Source organism: Clostridium estertheticum (assembly GCF_026650985.1).
In the GTDB taxonomy this organism is placed as follows: domain Bacteria; phylum Bacillota; class Clostridia; order Clostridiales; family Clostridiaceae; genus Clostridium_AD; species Clostridium_AD estertheticum_C.
In genome coordinates, this window is the sequence record NZ_CP086239.1 from 1 (window position 1) to 19,816 (window position 19,816).

Genomic DNA, 19,816 nt, shown 5'->3' on the forward strand with positions numbered 1-19,816 from the left:
CACTAAGTTTACTTAGTGTCTTTTTTGCGTTAAATTAATTGCATTATTATATACTTAATTTTCTATAAATGTATATTAATATTGAATATAGACATAGTTAGAGAAAATCTATTATATCCTCTTTCAATTTATTTATTTTAAATATCTGTTTTACATTTGTAGCAGTATACATTTGTTTGAATACATTTGTTTGAATACAATATAGTAGCAGCTTTTAAAGAGGATACTGCTAGGAGGTTAAGTTATGCATAAGGATGAATTTAATTATATTAATGAAATAGATTATATTGAGGGTAAAAGGAATCATTATTGGCATAGACATGATGAATCTAGTAAATGTAATAGATGTGATGAGTGTGATAGATGTAATAAAAATTGTTGTAAAGTGTGTCCAACAGGAGCAACAGGACCTATAGGTGATACTGGAGCTACTGGTTCGACGAGTAATACAGGAGCAATAGGTGATACTGGAGCTACTGGACCAAACGGAGCACCAGGAAACACAGGAGCTGCAGGTGCCACAGGAGCTACCGGAGCCAATGGAACGGGAGTTACGGGAGCCACTGGAGCCACTGGAACATTCCCAAGAATATTTGGTCAAATATTTAATGAAGGTGCTCAAGTTGTACCCTTAGAAACTGATGTACTCTTTGATAGTAATGGAATCCTATCAGGAGTATCTCATATAGTTGGAACAGCTGAATTTGTTATTATTACTCCGGGTTTCTATTCTGTATTGTTTACTGTTTCAAGTGTGGAATCAAACCAGTTTACCATATTTCAAAATGGTGTTCCTGTTATTGGTAGCACCTATGGTTCTGGGGCGGGTACTCAACAAAATCCAGGTGGTACCTTTGTTAACGCTGGTGCTGGTGATAGACTAACTTTGAGAAACCATACTAGTGCGGCGGCAGTTACACTGCAAACATTGGCAGGTGGTACTCAAGATAACGCTAATGCATCTATTGTTATAACGTTAGTAGGGTAGCTAAAATTTATCCGTTAATAAATTTATAGCATTTACTAAAGTATTAAATATAATTAGCTTCATATAGGATAATTATAGAAGGTATATTGTTTGTTACATTTATATTTTAAACATCAGCGTGATCTAGATTAAGCAAAATATTATAAGGTAATTAGCAAATACCCATTGGTATTTGCTAATTATTTTTATATATTATGAATTGTGTTACTTATTTATTTGAAGATACTTGTCCTATAAATGTAGCAGTTTACTTTTATCTGAATAACATATAGAAGCAGTTTATATAATATTAAACTGTTAGGAGGTACAAATATGTATTATGAAAATAAAAGAGACTATATAGAAAGCAAAAAGAATAATTATTGGCACTCTGATGATAAGAGTGAATCTGATGATAGGAGTAGGGAGCATCGTTCAAACAAGCGCGACAGACATGACTGTAACAAGTGTGATAGACATGATTGTGACGAGTGTGATAAACATGATTGTGACAAATGTGATAGACATGATTGTGATAAATGCCATAGGCATCACTGCTGTGTGTGTCCAACAGGAGCAACAGGAGCAACAGGAGCAACAGGAGCAACAGGAGCAACAGGAGTAACAGGAGCTACCGGAGCTACCGGAGTAACAGGAACAACGGGAGCAACAGGAGTTACAGGAGTAACGGGAGCAACAGGAGTTACAGGAGTTACAGGAGCTACCGGAGCAACTGGAGTTACCGGAGCAACGGGTGATCCTGGAATAACAGGAGTTACTGGTGTTACTGGAGTTACTGGTGTTACTGGAGCAACAGGTGATACGGGTGCAACAGGAGTAGCAGGAGAACCAGGGGGAGTGACAGGAAATACAGGAGCAACGGGTGCAACAGGAGATACTGGAGCAACGGGTGCAACAGGAGCCACTGGAGTAACTGGAGCTGTAGGAGCAACAGGAGTAGGTGCTATTATACCATTTGCATCAGGAATTCCAATTGTAATGACGACAATTCTAGCTGGAGTAGCAAGTACGGGTGGAGTTGTTGGGTTTGGAAGTTCGGCTGCAGGTGTTTCACTATTAGGAGGAGTAATAGATCTTACGGGCGGTGCGGGTATACTCTTTAATTTTGCCTTTTCTGCACCAAGAGCTGGAACTATAACATCAATAGCGGCTTACTATAGCAATGTTCTTGCACTAAATTTAACAGGATCAACAGTAACTATTACTGCACAATTGTACAGTTCTACTACACCAAATAATCTTTTCACAGCAATTCCAGGTGCAGTAGTAACACTAGCTCCACCTCTTGCAGGAGTTGTTGGATTGGGCGGGATTAGTAATGGACTTATAACAGGCCTTGCAATACCTGTTACTGCGCAAACAAGATTGTTAATGGTATTCTCTGCAACTGCTACAGGCGTGTCACTTGTTAATGTTGTAACTGGGTATGCTAGTGCTGGTGTTACAATAGTTTAACTATATAATTCTATTAAGAATTATATAATCTAATGAAAATGTTTTAAAGAGAATTGCAAGATCTTTAATAACTTGTAAAATGAACCTCAATCGTAGGGAAACATAACTATGATTGGGGGGGTTAATATTACAGGACAAAAAGTGAAAAGATAGTTTATAAATGAAATTGTAAATGAAGTTAAGCAAACCATATTAAAGGGGATACTAAATTATTTTAGTCTAAAATAAGCTTGATGGTTATGAGAAATGGACCTTTATGCAAGGTGTGAGTGAACAGAACAATATATGTTGTTAAAATTTATTTAAGATATTAAGAATATGATTTAATAAGTTTTTATAAACGATAAGACTAAATAGTATGATAATCTTATTCATATTATATATATTATATTTTATATTAGTTATTTGTTTCTAGATAAAGGTATACCACTTATGTAGCAATATATCTTTATCTGAATAACATATAGAAGTAGTTTATATAATATTAAACTGTTAGGAGGTACAAATATGTATTATGGAAGTAAAATAGAATATATAGGAAGTAAAAAGAATAATTATTGGCACTCTGTTGATAAGAGTGAATCTGATGATGATAGGAGAAGGGAGCATCGTTCAAACAAGCGCGACAGACATGATTGTGACGAGTGTGATAGACATGATTGTGACGAGTGTGATAAACATGATTGTGACAAATGTGATAGACATGATTGTGATAAATGCCATAGGCATCACTGCTGTGTGTGTCCAACAGGTCCAACAGGAGCAACAGGAGTAACAGGAGCAACAGGAGCAACAGGAGCAACAGGAGTAACAGGAGTAACAGGAGTAACGGGAGTAACGGGGGCCACTGGAGATACTGGAGCAACGGGTGCTACCGGAGCCACTGGAGCTACCGGAGCTACTGGAGCAACAGGAGCTACCGGAGTAACTGGAGCAACAGGAGCAACTGGTCCACATTTTGGGTATGCTAATATTTATGATACAACTGCGCAAACTCTAAATGCTAATGATCCAGTTAGCTTCAATAATAATGGAAATATTACACCCGCTTCTTTTGTTACTCATTTAGTTGGAACGGCACCAATTACGATAAATCAAACAGGCGATTATCTTATTACCTGGGAGGTATTCGCACAGCAGGGAACTTCTGCATTTGGTTTATTTAATGGAGCAAGTTTAATTGCAGGTTCCAATTTTGGCTCAGGCTCAGGTAATCAAACGTATAGTGGGCAAGTTATTACAACCTTAACAACAGGAAGTATTCTCACCTTGCGAAATATCAATGGCAATACCACATTAAATAACAGCGTAAGTGGCTCCGGTCCTGCTGTCGTAAGTGCATCTATTGTCATTGAAGAACTATCCTAACAAAAACCAAACCAAAAATATTATTGCTAATCCTTATTAAAAAAATTTTTATGCGGTCAGTTTAAAACTGACCGTTTTCTTATTGTATTTATAATAAAAAATAAAGAAGGGTTTGGTCCTACTGGAGCAGGTTTAGCGGCGGTTGCATATATTTATTCAGATAAAGGTCAGTCCGTAGCTAACACTTCAGTAAGTGTTTCAAATATTATTGAAGTTAAACTAATCAATACAAAGGATTTTAGTATGGAACATTTTAAATGTATTAGACCAGCTAGTTAAAGTCAACCATTTATTATAAATTTGTTTTGAGCTGAAATAACTGCCTGCGGAGTAGGATATTTCTTTAAAATTTTAATTGAAACTAATCCACAGGTGTTAGAAAATACTTTTTTATATCCACTAAAAGATATGTACAGAGAATTACTAAGTTTCTTTTTAAATCCGGATCTAGTATCAATAAGTTTATAGTAATCGCGTACTAATAACTTTAATGTGAAAATTTCAATATCGGAATCAGATGAAACTTTGATATCTTGGAACTTTCCTAGTTGTGCAATAGATAATGCGTCATTTCTATCATTTTTCACTTTTCTTATGTTCTTATTTTTGTTACAATTAGTAACAAGAGGATTAATAACGAAGGTCTCAAACTTCTTATCCTTAAGAAAGTGGAAAAGTGTTAGATGATACACGCCTGTGGACTCCATAAAGAACACAGGTGTTGTGGAAAACTCTCTTTTTATGCTTTTTTTATTTGCTCAATTAAGTAGTTAAAACCAAGGGCAGTATGAAAGAGTTTAAAAGGTTTTCTATACTGACTACCATCAGGAGCAAGGATTGAGGCAAAAGAGAATTCAGAAGCAACATCGATGCCTACTACAAGACTATTTAGGTTTTTTGACATATATAACATCTCCTTTTTTAAAAGTGAGATAGAGTAGAGATTCCACTTCTATCAATGAGGCTGCAACCTCGTTTGTGACACGGGTAGTTCCAAAATTGGAAACCCAACCAGCTAAAACACAGAAAACTCACTGATGGAATGATACGCTTTTTTACGAGTATAGGTAATTACTTACCTCTCAGGAGGAAAACATCTATCTTCTCTATTCAGGAGATATTATATCATTGTGGATTAACTGGTTTCCAGTGTCCAATATTGGTAATTGACAATAATCAGAATTAAGATAAGATTAACTAAAATTAAATTATGAGTTACGAATATTAGATAAGATATTAGTTATATAGTTCGTAGTTACTATGACTGATTTATTATCAATGCTTACAACTACATTATACGAGCTATCAAGAGAAAATTAAAGAACATAGAAGAAGGAGTATAATATAATCACATTGAGATATTGAATGTTAATAAATAACTATTATTCTCAAATGGTTCCTAGCGTAATTGCTAGGCTTTTTTATTTTTTTGTAAAACTATTTTATACAGAAAAACGAGGGTGTAAATTATTTTGGGTACCCTAATATTAAAATTAAGGTGTTTTTACTTTGGATGTTATAAAATTTATGTGGTATAACATTAAGTAATATTTTGAAACAATTGCATGCAAATCTAATAAATAATATTATTAGATTTTTAAATAATAATTAAAATAGTATATTTTAAAATAAATATGAGTTAATAAAACTATTTTATAAAACTACAGTTATTTAGATTTAATTCATAATTATATATTTATAGTCGATAGAGATACTGTTAATTAGCACGCAAAAACCGTACTAGGAAAAAATAGCGGAGGGTTACTATAATTTAATGTCTTTTATACATTTATAAGAGTATTTGTAACAGTCTATTTCTATCTGAATAATCTATAGTAGCAGTTTATTTAAATTTACAGTTAGGAGGTTAAATATGTATAAAGATGAGATTAATGAAAGAAATTATATTGAAGGTACAAAGAATTATTATTGGCACGCCACTGATGAGCGTGTTACTGATGATTGTAATTGTAGAGAGCATAGTTCAAATAAGTGTTCCAGACATCATTGTGACTCGAAATGTAATGAGTGTGATAGATGTGATAGATGTCGCTGTGGTGTATGTCCGACTGGAGCAACAGGGGCAACAGGAGTAACAGGAGTAACAGGAGTAACAGGAGTAACAGGAGTAACAGGAGTAACAGGAGTAACAGGAGTAACAGGAGTAACAGGAGTAACAGGAGTAACAGGAGTAACAGGAGTAACAGGAGTAACAGGAGTAACAGGAGTAACAGGAGTAACAGGAGTAACAGGAGCAACAGGAGTAACAGGAGTAACAGGGGCAACTGGTGTAACAGGTGTTACTGGATTAACAGGAGCTACCGGAGCAACTGGTGTAACCGGAGTAACAGGTGACACGGGAACTGCCGGTATTCCTGGTTTTACAACTCAACTTAGAGGACTGCAGGTTCAGCTACAAGATCCAGATATAATATCTATTGCACCTGGTGACACTGTGGTATTTGATACAGTCATAAATGATTTATCAGCATTTATTTCTTATAACAATATAACAGGTGAGATAACAATCACACAAACAGGAGTATTTTATATTAATTGGTGGGTATCTACAGATGGTATAGGTGGTGGAACAGATATAGTAATTACATTTGCAATTACTACTTCACAAGGTGATAATATTCAAGCTTCGACCCCTAGCCAAACAGGGCCAATTACTGGAAATGCATTAATTGAGGTTCTCGCAAGTCCAGTAACTTTACAACTTGTAAATGCAACTGATGGAACAATAGGGTTTGGTGCAACTCCAATTAAAGCTGATTTAACAATTATTAATGTAACATTTTAATTTTGGGCCCTAAATGAATGAGTATATATTCGTCTAGGGCTTTTCAATTATTATGTAAGTTTTATTGCTAATGCTATCTAATATACATTTAATTAAAAAAGTAATGAATTAAAAATGTGTGAATTAGCTAATAGCACATTATAATTTAACGTCATATTATAAGTAAGTAATAATACTAAAATTATTGTAAATAATGAGGAAATAATTTGGACACGATAGGGCTTCAAATTCAAAGGCAATTATCTGGAACAGTTTAGGAAATCCACCTATTAAACAAGACGAGGTTGTTGGTTTTGCTATTATACAAGCTTATTCTGTGCCGATAGCATTAAGGTTAATCAATACAATTTCTAACAATATTTTTTACTCTACGTTAGTAACAGTAAAGGAAAATTTAGTGTTAGGCGAGATTACGGAAGAGGTAGGAAGTATAACGGAGTAACAGCACAAAATGCACTATTTATTGTTAGTTCACGATCTATAGTAAGTGGGACGTCCACTCAGTATGTACCATCATTTATTAATGGCACCGATACTTTCGCACCAATAAACACGACATTTATATTAGCAATAGATCATGTTTATTTTGTTTCATATGCTTTAAGAGTAACTAGTTCATAGCAGGAACCATCATCCTTACACAAAGACTAAATGGAGTATTTAATGGTAATTTCTCTGGTAAATCATTAACAGGGGCGTTAGATGCTTACGTAAGTGTATCTGGATTATTCTTAGTAAGTATTACCCCAGTCGTGGTTACATTTAATTTCATTAATAACAGCTTGACAACAGGTAATCCAGCAGATGGTTCTGTATCAATTATTGAGGTTAAGTAAATTATTTAAAGAGGGGCATTTACCATCACCTGTTAACAGAGTTAATTAAATCGTGCTTAGATAATATTATGAATGAGATTAAAAATTAAGAAGAGGTATAGCATATGTAAACTGGTACCTTTTTATTAATATGTAAGTTTCATTGTTAAATCCCATTAGTATATTTCTAGTTTTTTAAATTGAATAATATATATGTATGAAATACCAATAGCATATTATTATTCAACAGCATACTATGATACGGCAATAACATTAAAGCTATTGTAATTAAGGAGGAAATAATTTGGACACGATAGGACTTCAAATTCAAAGACAATTAGCTGGAACAGTAAATATTAATTCTAATGTAATATTTGACACGATAGTAAATAGTTATGGAGCTGTAGTTTATAACTCAGTAACTGGTGAAATAGTAATAAATAAAGCGGGAAGGTATTTTATTAACTGGTGGGTGGCAACTCAGTCATCTATAGGGACAAGTAATGTAACTTTTTCAATTCAAACATCTCAAGGAGATAATCTAATTGGAAATTCACCTATTAAACAAGGTGAGGTTGTTGGTTTTGCTATTATACAAGTTGATTCTGCACCAATAGCATTGAGGTTAATCAATACAACTTCTAGTAGTGTATTCTATTCTACTTTGGTATCTATTAAAGCAAATTTAGTGTTAGGGGAGATACCTGAAGAAATAGGAAGTATAACAGGATTTACAGGAGCAACAGGAGTCACTGGACCAACGGGAGCTACTGGTGTAACTGGAATAACAGGAAATACTGGTGCAACTGGAGATACTGGGGCAACCGGAGTAACTGGAGTAACTGGAGTTACAGGTGATACCGGAGTAACTGGAGTTACTGGAATTACTGGAAATACTGGAGCTACCGGTGTAACAGGAGCCACTGGTGCAACTGGTGATACTGGAGTAACAGGAGCAACCGGAGTAACGGGTGAAACAGGAGCAACCGGAGATACTGGAACAACTGGAGTTACAGGTGCAACTGGAGATACTGGAGTAACTGGAATTACTGGAGCTACCGGAGCAACGGGAGACACAGGAGCAACCGGAGTAACAGGAGTAACGGGTGTAACAGGAGTAACAGGAGAAACTGGTGTAACAGGAGTAACAGGAGAAACTGGTGTAACCGGAGTTACAGGAGACACTGGTGCAACTGGTGTAACTGGAGTTACTGGAACAACTGGAGATACTGGGGCAACCGGAGTAACTGGAGTAACAGGAGTAACAGGAGATACTGGTGTAACTGGAGTAACGGGTGAAACAGGAGAAACTGGAGACACTGGAATTACTGGAGCTACCGGAGTTACTGGTGTAACGGGAGTTACTGGAACAACTGGTGATACTGGAGTAACAGGAGATACCGGAGCAACGGGAGCAACAGGAGTAACAGGAGCTACTGGAGCTACTGGTGCAACGGGAGTAACGGGAGTAACGGGAGATACTGGTGCTACTGGGGAAACTGGAGTTACTGGAACAACTGGAGATACTGGAACAACTGGAGATACTGGGGCAACCGGAGTAACCGGAGTAACTGGAGTAACAGGAGTAACGGGTGTAACAGGAGTTACAGGAGTTACTGGAACAACTGGAGCTACTGGAATTACTGGTGCAACAGGTGAGACTGGAGCCACTGGGGTTACTGGAGATACTGGGGTTACAGGTGATACTGGAGCAACGGGTGAGACTGGAGTTACTGGTGTAACGGGAGATACCGGAGCAACTGGAGTAACTGGAGCCACTGGGGTTACTGGAGATACTGGGGTTACAGGTGATACTGGAGCAACGGGTGAGACTGGAGTTACTGGTGTAACGGGAGATACCGGAGCAACTGGAGCTACTGGAGTCACAGGAGCCACTGGAGCAACAGGAGATACTGGAGCCACTGGTGAAACAGGGGTTACTGGAGTAACAGGAGTTACTGGAGTTACTGGAGTAACTGAGTCACAGGTGATACCGGAGTAACTGGAGTAACAGGAGCCACTGGAGCAACGGGAGATACTGGAGCCACTGGTGAAACAGGAGCCACTGGAGTAACTGGAGCTACTGGAATTACTGGTGCAACTGGGGTTACTGGAGTTACTGGTGTAACGGGAGATACCGGAGCAACTGGAGCTACTGGAGCTACTGGAGTTACAGGTGATACCGGAGTAACTGGAGTAACAGGAGCCACTGGAGCAACGGGAGATACTGGAGCCACTGGTGAAACAGGGGTTACTGGAGCTACTGGAGCAACAGGAGTAACGGGTGAAACAGGAGCCACTGGAGTAACTGGAGCTACTGGAGTAACTGGAGTAACTGGAGTAACTGGTGATACCGGAGCTACTGGGGCAACTGGTGAAACCGGAGTTACTGGAGATACCGGAGCAACCGGAGAAACCGGAGCAACGGGTGTTACTGGAGATACTGGAGCACCTGGAGTAACTGGTGATACTGGAGCAACAGGAGCAACTGGAGCAACTGGAGTAACTGGGGCAACCGGAGAAACCGGTACAACGGGTGTAACAGGAGAAACCGGAGCAACTGGGGTAACCGGAGAAACCGGAGTTACAGGAGTAACTGGAGATACCGGAGTTACAGGAGCAACAGGAATTACTGGTGCAACAGGTGAGACTGGAGATACCGGAGTAACTGGAGTAACAGGAGCCACTGGAGCAACGGAGATACGGAGCCACTGGTGAAGCAGGGTTACTGGAGCTACTGGAGTAACAGGAGCTACTGGAATTACTGGTGTAACTGGGGCAACCGGAGAAACCGGTACACAGGTGTAACAGGAGATACCGGAGCAACTGGAGTAACTGGAGATATCGGGTAACTGGAGCCACTGGTGAAACAGGGGTTACTGGAGTAACGGGTGAAACAGGAGTAACTGGAGCCACTGGAATTACTGGTGTAACAGGAGATACTGGTGCAACTGGGGTTACTGGAGTTACTGGTGTAACGGGAGATACCGAGCAACTGGAGCTACTGGAGTAACAGGAGCTACTGGAATTACTGGTGTAACTGGTGTAACTGGGGCAACCGGAGAAACCGGTACAACGGTGTAACAGGAGCTACCGGAGTAACAGGAGCTACTGGAGTAACGGGTGAAACAGGAGCCACTGGAGATACTGGGGCAACTGGAGATACCGGAGCTACTGGTGTAACGGGAGATACAGGAGCAACAGGAGCAACTGGAGCAACTGAGTTACTGGGCAACCCGGAGTAACGGGATACCGGGTTACTGGGAACGGAGATCGGTGCTACTGGGTAACTGATAACAGGAGCTACTGGAATTACTGGTGTAACTGGGGCAACCGGAGAAACCGGTACAACGGGTGTAACAGGAGATACCGGAGCAACTGGAGTAACTGGAGATATCGGAGTAACTGGAGCCACTGGTGAAACAGGGGTTACTGGAGTAACGGGTGAAACAGGAGTAACTGGAGCCACTGGAATTACTGGTGTAACAGGAGATACTGGTGCAACTGGGGTTACTGGAGTTACTGGTGTAACGGGAGATACCGGAGCAACTGGAGCTACTGGAGTAACAGGAGCTACTGGAATTACTGGTGTAACTGGTGTAACTGGGGCAACCGGAGAAACCGGTACAACGGGTGTAACAGGAGCTACCGGAGTAACAGGAGCTACTGGAGTAACGGGTGAAACAGGAGCCACTGGAGATACTGGGGCAACTGGAGATACCGGAGCTACTGGTGTAACGGGAGATACAGGAGCAACAGGAGCAACTGGAGCAACTGGAGTTACTGGGGCAACCGGAGTAACGGGAGATACCGGAGTTACTGGAGTAACGGGAGATACTGGTGCTACTGGAGTAACTGGAGTAACTGGAGCTACTGGAGCAACTGGAGCAACGGGTGATACCGGAGTTACTGGAGTAACTGGAATTACTGGAGCTACCGGTGTAACTGGTGAAACAGGAGCTACTGGAGTTACAGGTGATATCGGAGTAACTGGAGTAACAGGAGCCACTGGAGCAACGGGAGATACTGGAGTAACGGGTGAAACAGGAGCCACTGGAGATACTGGAGTAACTGGAGTTACAGGTGCAACTGGAGCTACTGGTGCAACGGGAGTAACGGGAGATACCGGAGTTACTGGAGTAACTGGAATTACTGGAGCTACCGGTGTAACTGGTGAAACAGGAGCTACTGGAGTTACAGGTGATACCGGAGCCACTGGAGCAACAGGAGATACTGGTGCAACTGGGGTTACTGGTGAGACTGGGGTTACAGGAGATACTGGAGCAACCGGAGAAACCGGTGCAACTGGAGTAACAGGAGATACTGGTGTAACTGGAGCAACGGGTGAGACTGGGGTTACAGGTGTAACAGGAGATACCGGAGTTACTGGTGTAACTGGAGCTACTGGGGCAACCGGGGCAACCGGAGTAATTGGAGACACTGGAGCTACTGGTGTAACAGGAGCAACTGGAATTACTGGAGCCACTGGTGAAACTGGGGCAACTGGAGTAACTGGAGTAACAGGTGATACTGGAGTTACTGGGGCCGCTGGAGCAACGGGTGAGACTGGAGCTACAGGAGATACTGGTGCAACTGGGGTTACTGGAGCAACGGGTGTAACAGGAGATACCGGGGCAACTGGGGTTACTGGTGTAACGGGAGATACCGGAGTTACAGGAGCAATAGGTGATACTGGAGTAACTGGAGCAACGGGTGAGACTGGGGTTACAGGTGTAACAGGAGATACCGGAGTTACAGGAGCAACAGGTGAGACTGGAGTTACTGGTGAGACTGGAGTTACTGGTGCAACCGGAGATACCGGAGCCACTGGAGTAACAGGTGCAACTGGAGTAACTGGAGTAACTGGGGTTACTGGAGATACCGGAGCAACTGGAATTACTGGTGCAACCGGAGATACTGGTGCAACTGGGGTTACTGGAGCAACGGGTGAGACTGGGGTTACAGGTGTAACAGGAGATACCGGAGTTACAGGAGCAACAGGTGAGACTGGAGCTACTGGAGAAACCGGAGCAACTGGGGTTACAGGAGCAACTGGAATTACTGGTGAGACCGGAGTAACAGGAGCTACTGGAGTAACTGGTGATACTGGAGCAACGGGTAATACTGGAGTTACCGGAGCAACTGGGGTAACTGGAGACACAGGAGCAACCGGAGAAACCGGAGCAACGGGTGTAACAGGAGATACCGGAGCCACTGGAGTAACCGGAGACACTGGAGCTACTGGAGCTACTGGAGCTACTGGAATTACTGGTGCAACCGGAGATACTGGAGCTACTGGTGTAACGGGAGATACAGGAGCAACCGGAGAAATCGGAGCTACTGGGGTTACAGGTGATACTGGAGCCACTGGGGTTACTGGAGATACCGGAGCAACTGGAGTAACTGGTGATACAGGAGCTACTGGTGTAACGGGAGATACAGGAGCAACCGGAGAAACCGGAGCAACGGGTGTAACAGGAGATACCGGAGCAACTGGAGTAACCGGAGTAACCGGAGTTACAGGAGTAACTGGAGATACCGGAGTAACTGGAGTAACTGGAGATACCGGAGTAACTGGAGTAACTGGAGTAACTGGAGTAACTGGAGTAACTGGAGATACCGGAGTAACTGGAGTAACTGGAGATACCGGAGCTACTGGTGTAACGGGAGATACAGGAGCAACCGGAGAAACCGGAGCAACGGGTGTAACAGGAGATACCGGAGCCACTGGAGCAACCGGAGAAACCGGAGTTACAGGAGTAACTGGAGTAACTGGAGCAACGGGTGTTACTGGAGATACCGGAGCAACTGGGGTTACAGGTGATACTGGAATTACTGGTGCAACCGGAGATACTGGAGCCACTGGAGCTACCGGTGTTACAGGAGCAACAGGAGTAACCGGAGCAACCGGAGGAACAATTGGATTTACACAGACAAATGGTACCTCCGTAAATCTTCCAACAGGAACTCCTGTTACTATTCTTTCTACGTCAATAACCAGTACTGCTGGTAAATTATTAAAAATAGATTCTATGGCAGAAGTTGAGATAACTACTACAGTTAGTGCTACTTCTCAGTATACAATTTTATATAGTCTGTTAAAGGATGGAACGTCTATTGCTTCTGTGACAATTGAAAAAGATAAAGATTTTGCTAGTGCTGCAACACGTATTTCGGGAGAGATTCCAAATTTGACATGGGTTGATACAGTGATAGATGCTTTATCTCACACTTATAGTATTGAGGTCACAGTTTCTGGAACTGGTATTGTATCCCCATCTGTGGCAATTACTAGGGCACTAAATATAATCTAATAAGACAAATAAACAGGGGCTGGTCATTATGGATTAAGTACTAGGATTATATAAATCAAGCAAATTATTCAGAGTGACTACAAGCACGAAATAAAGAATATCCCAACTTTTGTTGGGATATTTTTCTATTAACGAAAAGGGATTTTATACTTAACAAGAGTTAAGTACATATACCAATTACACTTATGGAGCAATTATTAGAGGTGATATTATTTTTTAGAATGATATTCTAACAGATATATTTTCAACAATTTAATTTCAGCTTTTGAATACTAATGTTGTAGGATAAATGGATGTCTAAATGATATACAGCACCTTTTTATATAACTCTAAGTTATATAAAATCCTCCAGTACTCGTTTTTATAGTAGTAACATATTATATATTTGTTTCATTATCATCATACGCTATATTTAGTAAATATTTGCCGTATTGTGTTTTTATTAGTGGTTCAGATAATTTTAATAGTTGATCCCTATTTATAAAACCATTAATATAAGCTATTTCTTCTATGCAAGCTACATATAGTCCTTGCCTTGATTGCAGTGCTTCTACAAAATTGGCAGCATCTAAAAGTCCTCTATAAGTTCCTGTATCAAGCCATGCCATTCCTCTACCCATTAATTCTACTTTTAAATTTTTTCTTTTTAGATATTCGTTATTCACTGATGTGATTTCTAGTTCACCTCTATCAGAGGGTTTAACATCTTTAGCAATTTCTATTACATCATTATCATAAAAGTATAGACCACAAACTGCGTAATTTGATTTTGGATTTTCTGGCTTTTCCTCTATTGATATTATATTGTTGTTTTCATCGAATTCAACTACTCCAAAATCTTTTGGATTACTTACATGGTATCCAAAAATAGTGGCTCCTTCTTTTCTATTTGCAGCGGCTTTAAGCCTCTTAGTAAAACCATAACCATGGAATATATTGTCCCCAAGTATTAAAGCTACCCTATCATCTCCAATAAAGTGTTCTCCAATTATAAATGCATCTGCTAGACCCCTAGGATACTGCTGAACTGCGTATTGTAGATTAATTCCTAAAAAGCTACCATCACCAAGTAACTCTTCAAAAGAAGTGATATCTCTAGGGGTTGATATAATTAAAATATCCTTTATACCGGCAAGCATTAATACTGATAGTGGGTAATATATCATAGGTTTATCATATATAGGTAATATTTGTTTTGATATTGATTTTGTTATTGGGTAAAGACGTGTTCCAGATCCTCCCGCTAAAACAATACCTTTCATATTTTGCCTCCTGAAATATTTATCTTTAATAGTATATTAATGTGAGAAAACAATATATTACAATTACAACAAAACAATAAAATATATTATTTTTGTGAATTTGTTATTTCAAATTGTATCATTAATATAAACATTTATAAAAATTTCTTCACAAGTATGCACTTCCTATTTGTATTAAACATAAAGTATAGAGTATATATTAAACAAAATTTTCATAATTAATTATGGTGGTGAAATTTAATGAAAGTAGTAATACTTTGTGGTGGTAAAGGAACACGTATGCGCGAAGAAACGGAATATCGGCCTAAGCCTCTAGTTGAGATTGGTGGTAAACCTATCCTTTGGCACATAATGAAAATATATTCAAGCTATGGATTTAATGATTTTGTCTTATGTGTTGGGTACAAAGGAGAAATGATAAAGCAATATTTTATGGATATGTACTGGAGAAATAATGATTTTACTATGCATTTAGATGGTGATCGAAAATTAGAATATCACACAAAGGAAGAGGAAAAGTGGAATATTACTATTGTTGACACAGGTAGTGAAACACTTACTGGTGGAAGGCTTAAACAAGTTGAAAAATATATAGACGATGAGGAATTTATGTTTACTTATGGAGATGGTTTAAGTGATGTAAATATATTAGAACTTCTAAAATTTCATAGAGAAAGGGGTAGAATCGGTACCCTTACAGGAGTAAATCCTATTTCGCCTTTTGGAGTTATGGAGGTTGAAGATGGAATTCTTAAGGCATTTAAAGAAAAACCTATTTTAAAGGATAGGGTAAACGGTGGATTTATGGTATTAAATAAAAAGGTGTTTGACTATTTACCAGATGAAGACTGCTTTTTTGAACAAGAACCTATAAAAAATCTTGCAAAAGATAAACAGCTTGCTGTTTATGAGCATAATGGATTTTGGGTTGCTATAGATACTATCAAAGATGTTCAAACAGTAAATAAGTTATGGGACAAAGGAGAACACTTATGGATTTCAAAGGTGTAGATTTGTTTAATAACTTTTATAAGGGCAAGAGAGTTCTAATTACTGGACATACTGGGTTTAAAGGCTCATGGCTTTCAATTTGGCTAGTTATGCTAGGAGCTAAAGTTATAGGATATGGACTTGATCCATATACACGAGATGATAATTTTGTTGTTAGTAAGGTAGAAAATAAAATTATTGATATAAGAGGAGATATAAGAGATAGTGCACGGCTACAGGAAGCATTTACGGAATATAAGCCAGAAATTGTTTTCCATTTAGCAGCCCAGGCACTAGTAAAACAATCTTATACAAATCCTAAAGAAACCTATGAGACAAATGTAATGGGGACATTAAATGTTCTTGAATGTGTTAGAAATTCAGGGTCAGTTAAGGTTTCTATTATGATAACTACAGATAAGTGTTATAAAAATATAGAACAGATTTGGGGATATAGAGAAGATGACCCAATGGGTGGATATGACCTTTATAGTTCTAGCAAGGGTTGTGCTGAAATTCTTATAGATTCCTATAGAAACTCATTTATTAATCCTAAAGATTATAAATTACACGGTAAATCTATAGCAACGGCTCGTGCAGGAAATGTTATAGGGGGTGGGGACTGGTCAAAAGACAGAATAATTCCAGATTGCATAAAGGCTCTAGAAGAAAACAGGGATATTGAAATGAGAAATCCAAACGCAATTAGGCCTTGGCAACATGTACTCGAGCCATTAAGTGGATATCTACTACTTGCATCTCTTATGTATGAGGATGGTGTCAGTTACTGCAGTGGTTGGAATTTTGGACCAAATGATGATTCTATAGTCCCTGTGGGGGAAATTGTAGATACAATAATAAAAGAATGGGGAAGCGGAAAATGCTTAGATGTTTCAAGTGAAAATTCACCTCATGAGGCGAATCTATTAAAATTGGATTGTACAAAGTCAAAAACTTATTTAAAATGGTCGCCCAAATTAAATATAAATGAAGCAATAAAACTAACTGTAGACTGGTATAAAAATTTTAAGGGTGGAGACATGCTTAATTTATGTGTTAATCAAATAGAAAGTTACTGCGATAAAACATCCAAAGGGGTAATCTGATATGGAAAAGAGTGTATTGATTACAGGGGCTAGTGGATTTGTAGGGTCTTGCCTAGTTAGAAGATTGATCAATGAAAACTATAAAATTCATATATTGGCAAGAGATAGCACAAACCTATGGAGAATTAGTGACATAGTAAATGAGGTAGAAATTCATAATGTAGATTTGCTTCATAGTGAAAAAATATCTAAATTATCTAGTGATATAAATATAGACCAAGTGTATCATTTAGCAACCTATGGGGGATATCATTATCAAAATAAAGTAGAAGATATCATAAATACAAATGTTATTGGAACCTTTAACTTATTTAGAGAATTTTCTAAAAAAGGTATAGAAATGTTTGTTAATACTAGTAGTTCATCAGAGTATGGAGAAAAATTTGAACCGATGTCTGAAGAGATGAGAGTTACACCTAATAACATTTATGGGGCAAGTAAGGCGGCTGGGACTATTTTATGTAGCACATATGCAAAGACCAATAAAGTGCCTCTAGTTACGCTTAGATTATTCTCACCTTATGGATATTATGATGCTAAAACAAGATTAATACCTACAGTTATTACATCTTGCCTTCGTGGGAAAGAAATTAAATTGTCACAAAAGGATTCTAAGAGAGATTTTGTATTTATAGATGATGTAGTTGAAGCCTATTTATCTGCAAGTAGACTCGTAAATTCTAATGGAGAAATATTTAATATAGGGAGTGGAATTCAATATACAACGCAAGAAATTGTAAGTAATATACTAAAATTAATTTCAAATGATTCAAATGTAACTTGGAAAAATGATTTAAGTAGGCAATATGAGCCACTCATGTGGGTTAGTAATAATAAAAATGCTTATGAAAAATTAAAGTGGGAACCAAAAGTAGAAATAAGTGTGGGGCTTAATAAAACAATAAATTGGTTTAAGGATAATTTACAATTTTATAGGTAGGTGGTAAAAAATATGAAGGTATCAGATTATATTGTAGAGTTTTTAAAGGTTCATGGAGTTACAACAATATTTGGTTATCAAGGTGGCGCTATAACTCATTTTGTTGATTCAATATATGAAGCAGATGGAATTAAATTCATATCTAATTATCATGAACAAGCTTCAGCTTTTGCAGCAGAAGGGTATTCTAGGGTTAGTGGAAATATTGGAGTATGTACTGCTACTAGTGGACCAGGCGCCACAAATCTAATAACAGGTATAGGAAGCGCATTTTTCGATTCTATTCCATGTTTGTATTTAACTGGTCAGGTTAATACCTATGAATATAAACGGTCAAAAGAAATAAGGCAAGAAGGATTTCAAGAAACTGACATAGTAAGCATAATAAAACCTATAACCAAGTATTCAGTTATGGTTACAAAGCCAGAAAAAATAAAGTATTATCTAGAGAAAGCATTTTATATAGCTAAATCAGGTAGACCAGGACCTGTTTTATTAGATATGCCTATGGATGTTCAAAGGGCAGAAATTAATCCGGATGAGTTAATAGGGTTTTATGAATCAGAAGAATATAAATCAAAAATAATTGAGAACGTTAAAGTAAAAGATGTTAATGACTTAATAAATTTAATAAAAAACAGTAAAAGGCCTGTGATACTTGTGGGTGGAGGCATTAGGCTTTCAAAGGCAGAGAAAAAATTAGAAGAATTTATAGATATTACTGGGATACCTGTAGTTTGCACTTTAATGGGAATAGACTGTGTAAACCACGAGCATAAATGTTTCGTTGGTTATATGGGATCTTATGGGAATAGATATTCGAATTTAGCAGTTGCAAATTGTGATCTATTAATAGTTTTAGGTTCGAGATTAACGACTAGGCAAACAAGCTCTATAACTGATAGTTTTGCAAGGGAAGCTAAAATAGTTCATGTAGATATAGATAAAAGCGAACTTAATATTAAGGTTAAAGAATATTTAAGTATAGAATGTGATTTAAATTTGTTTATAGATAAGTTAAATAAAGATTTAGTAAATTCCTTTTGTAAATTTAATTTTAGTTCTTGGATAGATAAAATAAACAGTTATAAAGCAAAGTACCCATCATATGAGAATTATAAGGATATAAATCCTAATGAATTTATGAACACAATAAGTGAAATGCTCCATCCAAATTCTATAATATGTTTAGATATTGGTCAAAATCAAATATGGGCATCTCAATCTTTGAAACTTAGTAAGGATCAAAGATTGTTAAATGCGGGTGGAATGGGACCAATGGGATTTGGTGTTCCGTCAGCTATAGGAGCTTTTTATGCAAGACCTAATAGTAAAATAGTTGTGATAACTGGTGATGGTGGTATTCAAATGAATATTCAAGAGCTACAAACCATATCAAGGGAAAAGATACCTATAAAGATTATTATTATGAATAACCACTCATTGGGGATGATTAGGCATTTTCAAGAAATGTATTTTGAATCAAATTATTATGGGACTATTGATGGATATTCTGTTCCAGATTTTATAAAGATAAGTGAGGCTTATGGAATAAAATCTCTGAAAATAAGTGAGCAAAATCAAATTAATGAGTTAAAGGAAAAGTTAAATGATGATGAGAGTTACATTATTGATGTGGAACTTAAAGATATAACTTATGTAATTCCTAAACTTGGAATGGGAAGGCCAATAGAAGATCAAGAACCACTAATTAGCAGAGAGGAACTTAAAGAAAATATGATAATTGATATATATAAGCCATAATATTTTTC

General features: G+C 38.0%; 11 protein-coding genes and 2 pseudogenes. 10 read left to right on the forward strand and 3 right to left on the reverse strand.

Annotated features, from left to right (window positions below; all coding sequences use genetic code 11):
* Nucleotides 1–244 precede the first annotated feature (244 nt).
* The 3 genes and pseudogenes from LL038_RS00005 (at nucleotide 245) to LL038_RS00015 (ending at nucleotide 3,811) form a co-directional block, all read left to right on the forward strand.
* Nucleotides 245–988 carry a collagen-like protein gene (locus LL038_RS00005; RefSeq protein WP_268055957.1) on the forward strand — a complete coding sequence of 248 codons (744 nt, stop codon included), beginning with the start codon at nucleotides 245–247 and terminating at the stop codon, nucleotides 986–988.
* A gap of 546 nt (nucleotides 989–1,534) precedes the next feature.
* Nucleotides 1,535–2,443 (forward strand): annotated as a pseudogene (locus LL038_RS00010) (exosporium glycoprotein BclB-related protein); the annotation flags it as partial.
* Between the two features lie 507 nt (nucleotides 2,444–2,950).
* The gene (locus tag LL038_RS00015) at nucleotides 2,951–3,811 is read left to right on the forward strand and encodes a hypothetical protein (RefSeq protein ID WP_216128110.1); all 861 of its coding nucleotides are present in this window, start codon (nucleotides 2,951–2,953) and stop codon (nucleotides 3,809–3,811) included.
* A gap of 281 nt (nucleotides 3,812–4,092) precedes the next feature.
* On the opposite strand, the gene LL038_RS00020 is transcribed toward LL038_RS00015, so the two are convergent.
* Nucleotides 4,093–4,554, reverse strand: coding sequence for an IS110 family transposase (locus LL038_RS00020; protein WP_418921894.1), 462 nt, complete (start codon nucleotides 4,552–4,554; stop codon nucleotides 4,093–4,095).
* Nucleotides 4,551–4,715 (reverse strand): IS110 family transposase, encoded by a 165-nt coding sequence (locus LL038_RS00025; protein ID WP_216128253.1) that lies wholly within the window; start codon nucleotides 4,713–4,715, stop codon nucleotides 4,551–4,553. Before LL038_RS00025 ends, LL038_RS00020 begins: the two co-directional genes overlap by 4 nt.
* A 969-nt stretch (nucleotides 4,716–5,684) precedes the next feature.
* Between LL038_RS00025 and LL038_RS00030 the strand changes: the two genes are divergently transcribed.
* The 3 genes and pseudogenes from LL038_RS00030 to LL038_RS25625 all read left to right on the forward strand — a co-directional run bounded on the left by LL038_RS00030 (nucleotide 5,685) and on the right by LL038_RS25625 (nucleotide 13,746).
* Nucleotides 5,685–6,617: a hypothetical protein gene (locus LL038_RS00030; protein ID WP_268055959.1), complete on the forward strand. Its 933-nt coding sequence runs from the start codon at nucleotides 5,685–5,687 to the stop codon at nucleotides 6,615–6,617.
* A gap of 1,503 nt (nucleotides 6,618–8,120) precedes the next feature.
* A pseudogene (locus LL038_RS25495) lies at nucleotides 8,121–10,516 on the forward strand (beta strand repeat-containing protein).
* Between the two features lie 497 nt (nucleotides 10,517–11,013).
* Nucleotides 11,014–13,746, forward strand: a complete 2,733-nt coding sequence (locus LL038_RS25625; protein ID WP_418921895.1) for a beta strand repeat-containing protein — start codon at nucleotides 11,014–11,016, stop codon at nucleotides 13,744–13,746.
* 377 nt (nucleotides 13,747–14,123) lie between these two features.
* Here the strand turns inward: LL038_RS25625 and rfbA are convergent, their stop codons facing one another.
* Complete coding sequence (gene rfbA, locus LL038_RS00045) at nucleotides 14,124–15,008, reverse strand: glucose-1-phosphate thymidylyltransferase RfbA (RefSeq protein ID WP_216127467.1); 885 nt, start codon at nucleotides 15,006–15,008, stop codon at nucleotides 14,124–14,126.
* 240 nt (nucleotides 15,009–15,248) lie between these two features.
* Between rfbA and rfbF the strand changes: the two genes are divergently transcribed.
* From rfbF to ilvB, 4 genes are read left to right on the forward strand one after another with little or no spacing between them, the layout of a single operon-like run.
* Entirely contained in the window at nucleotides 15,249–16,019 is a 771-nt protein-coding gene (gene rfbF / locus LL038_RS00050; protein WP_152753050.1) for a glucose-1-phosphate cytidylyltransferase, read from the forward strand.
* The gene (rfbG, locus tag LL038_RS00055) at nucleotides 16,001–17,104 is read left to right on the forward strand and encodes a CDP-glucose 4,6-dehydratase (RefSeq protein WP_253200365.1); all 1,104 of its coding nucleotides are present in this window, start codon (nucleotides 16,001–16,003) and stop codon (nucleotides 17,102–17,104) included. The genes rfbF and rfbG overlap by 19 nt, the downstream gene beginning before the upstream one ends.
* Nucleotide 17,105: 1 nt before the next feature.
* Complete coding sequence (locus LL038_RS00060; RefSeq protein WP_216127461.1) at nucleotides 17,106–18,044, forward strand: NAD-dependent epimerase/dehydratase family protein; 939 nt, start codon at nucleotides 17,106–17,108, stop codon at nucleotides 18,042–18,044.
* 12 nt (nucleotides 18,045–18,056) lie between these two features.
* Entirely contained in the window at nucleotides 18,057–19,808 is a 1,752-nt protein-coding gene (gene ilvB, locus LL038_RS00065) for a biosynthetic-type acetolactate synthase large subunit (protein WP_216127459.1), read from the forward strand.
* The last annotated feature ends 8 nt before the right edge of the window (nucleotides 19,809–19,816 follow it).

Bases quoted from the DNA above. Each gene is read 5' to 3' on its own strand.
- rfbG (WP_253200365.1), top strand. From the start codon at position 16,001: ATGGATTTCAAAGGTGTAGATTTGTTTAATAACTTTTATAAGGGCAAG.
- rfbA (WP_216127467.1), bottom strand. From the start codon at position 15,008: ATGAAAGGTATTGTTTTAGCGGGAGGATCTGGAACACGTCTTTACCCA.
- LL038_RS00015 (WP_216128110.1), top strand. From the start codon at position 2,951: ATGTATTATGGAAGTAAAATAGAATATATAGGAAGTAAAAAGAATAAT.
- LL038_RS00005 (WP_268055957.1), top strand. From the start codon at position 245: ATGCATAAGGATGAATTTAATTATATTAATGAAATAGATTATATTGAG.
- rfbF (WP_152753050.1), top strand. From the start codon at position 15,249: ATGAAAGTAGTAATACTTTGTGGTGGTAAAGGAACACGTATGCGCGAA.
- LL038_RS00025 (WP_216128253.1), bottom strand. From the start codon at position 4,715: ATGTCAAAAAACCTAAATAGTCTTGTAGTAGGCATCGATGTTGCTTCT.
- ilvB (WP_216127459.1), top strand. From the start codon at position 18,057: ATGAAGGTATCAGATTATATTGTAGAGTTTTTAAAGGTTCATGGAGTT.
- LL038_RS00060 (WP_216127461.1), top strand. From the start codon at position 17,106: ATGGAAAAGAGTGTATTGATTACAGGGGCTAGTGGATTTGTAGGGTCT.
- LL038_RS00030 (WP_268055959.1), top strand. From the start codon at position 5,685: ATGTATAAAGATGAGATTAATGAAAGAAATTATATTGAAGGTACAAAG.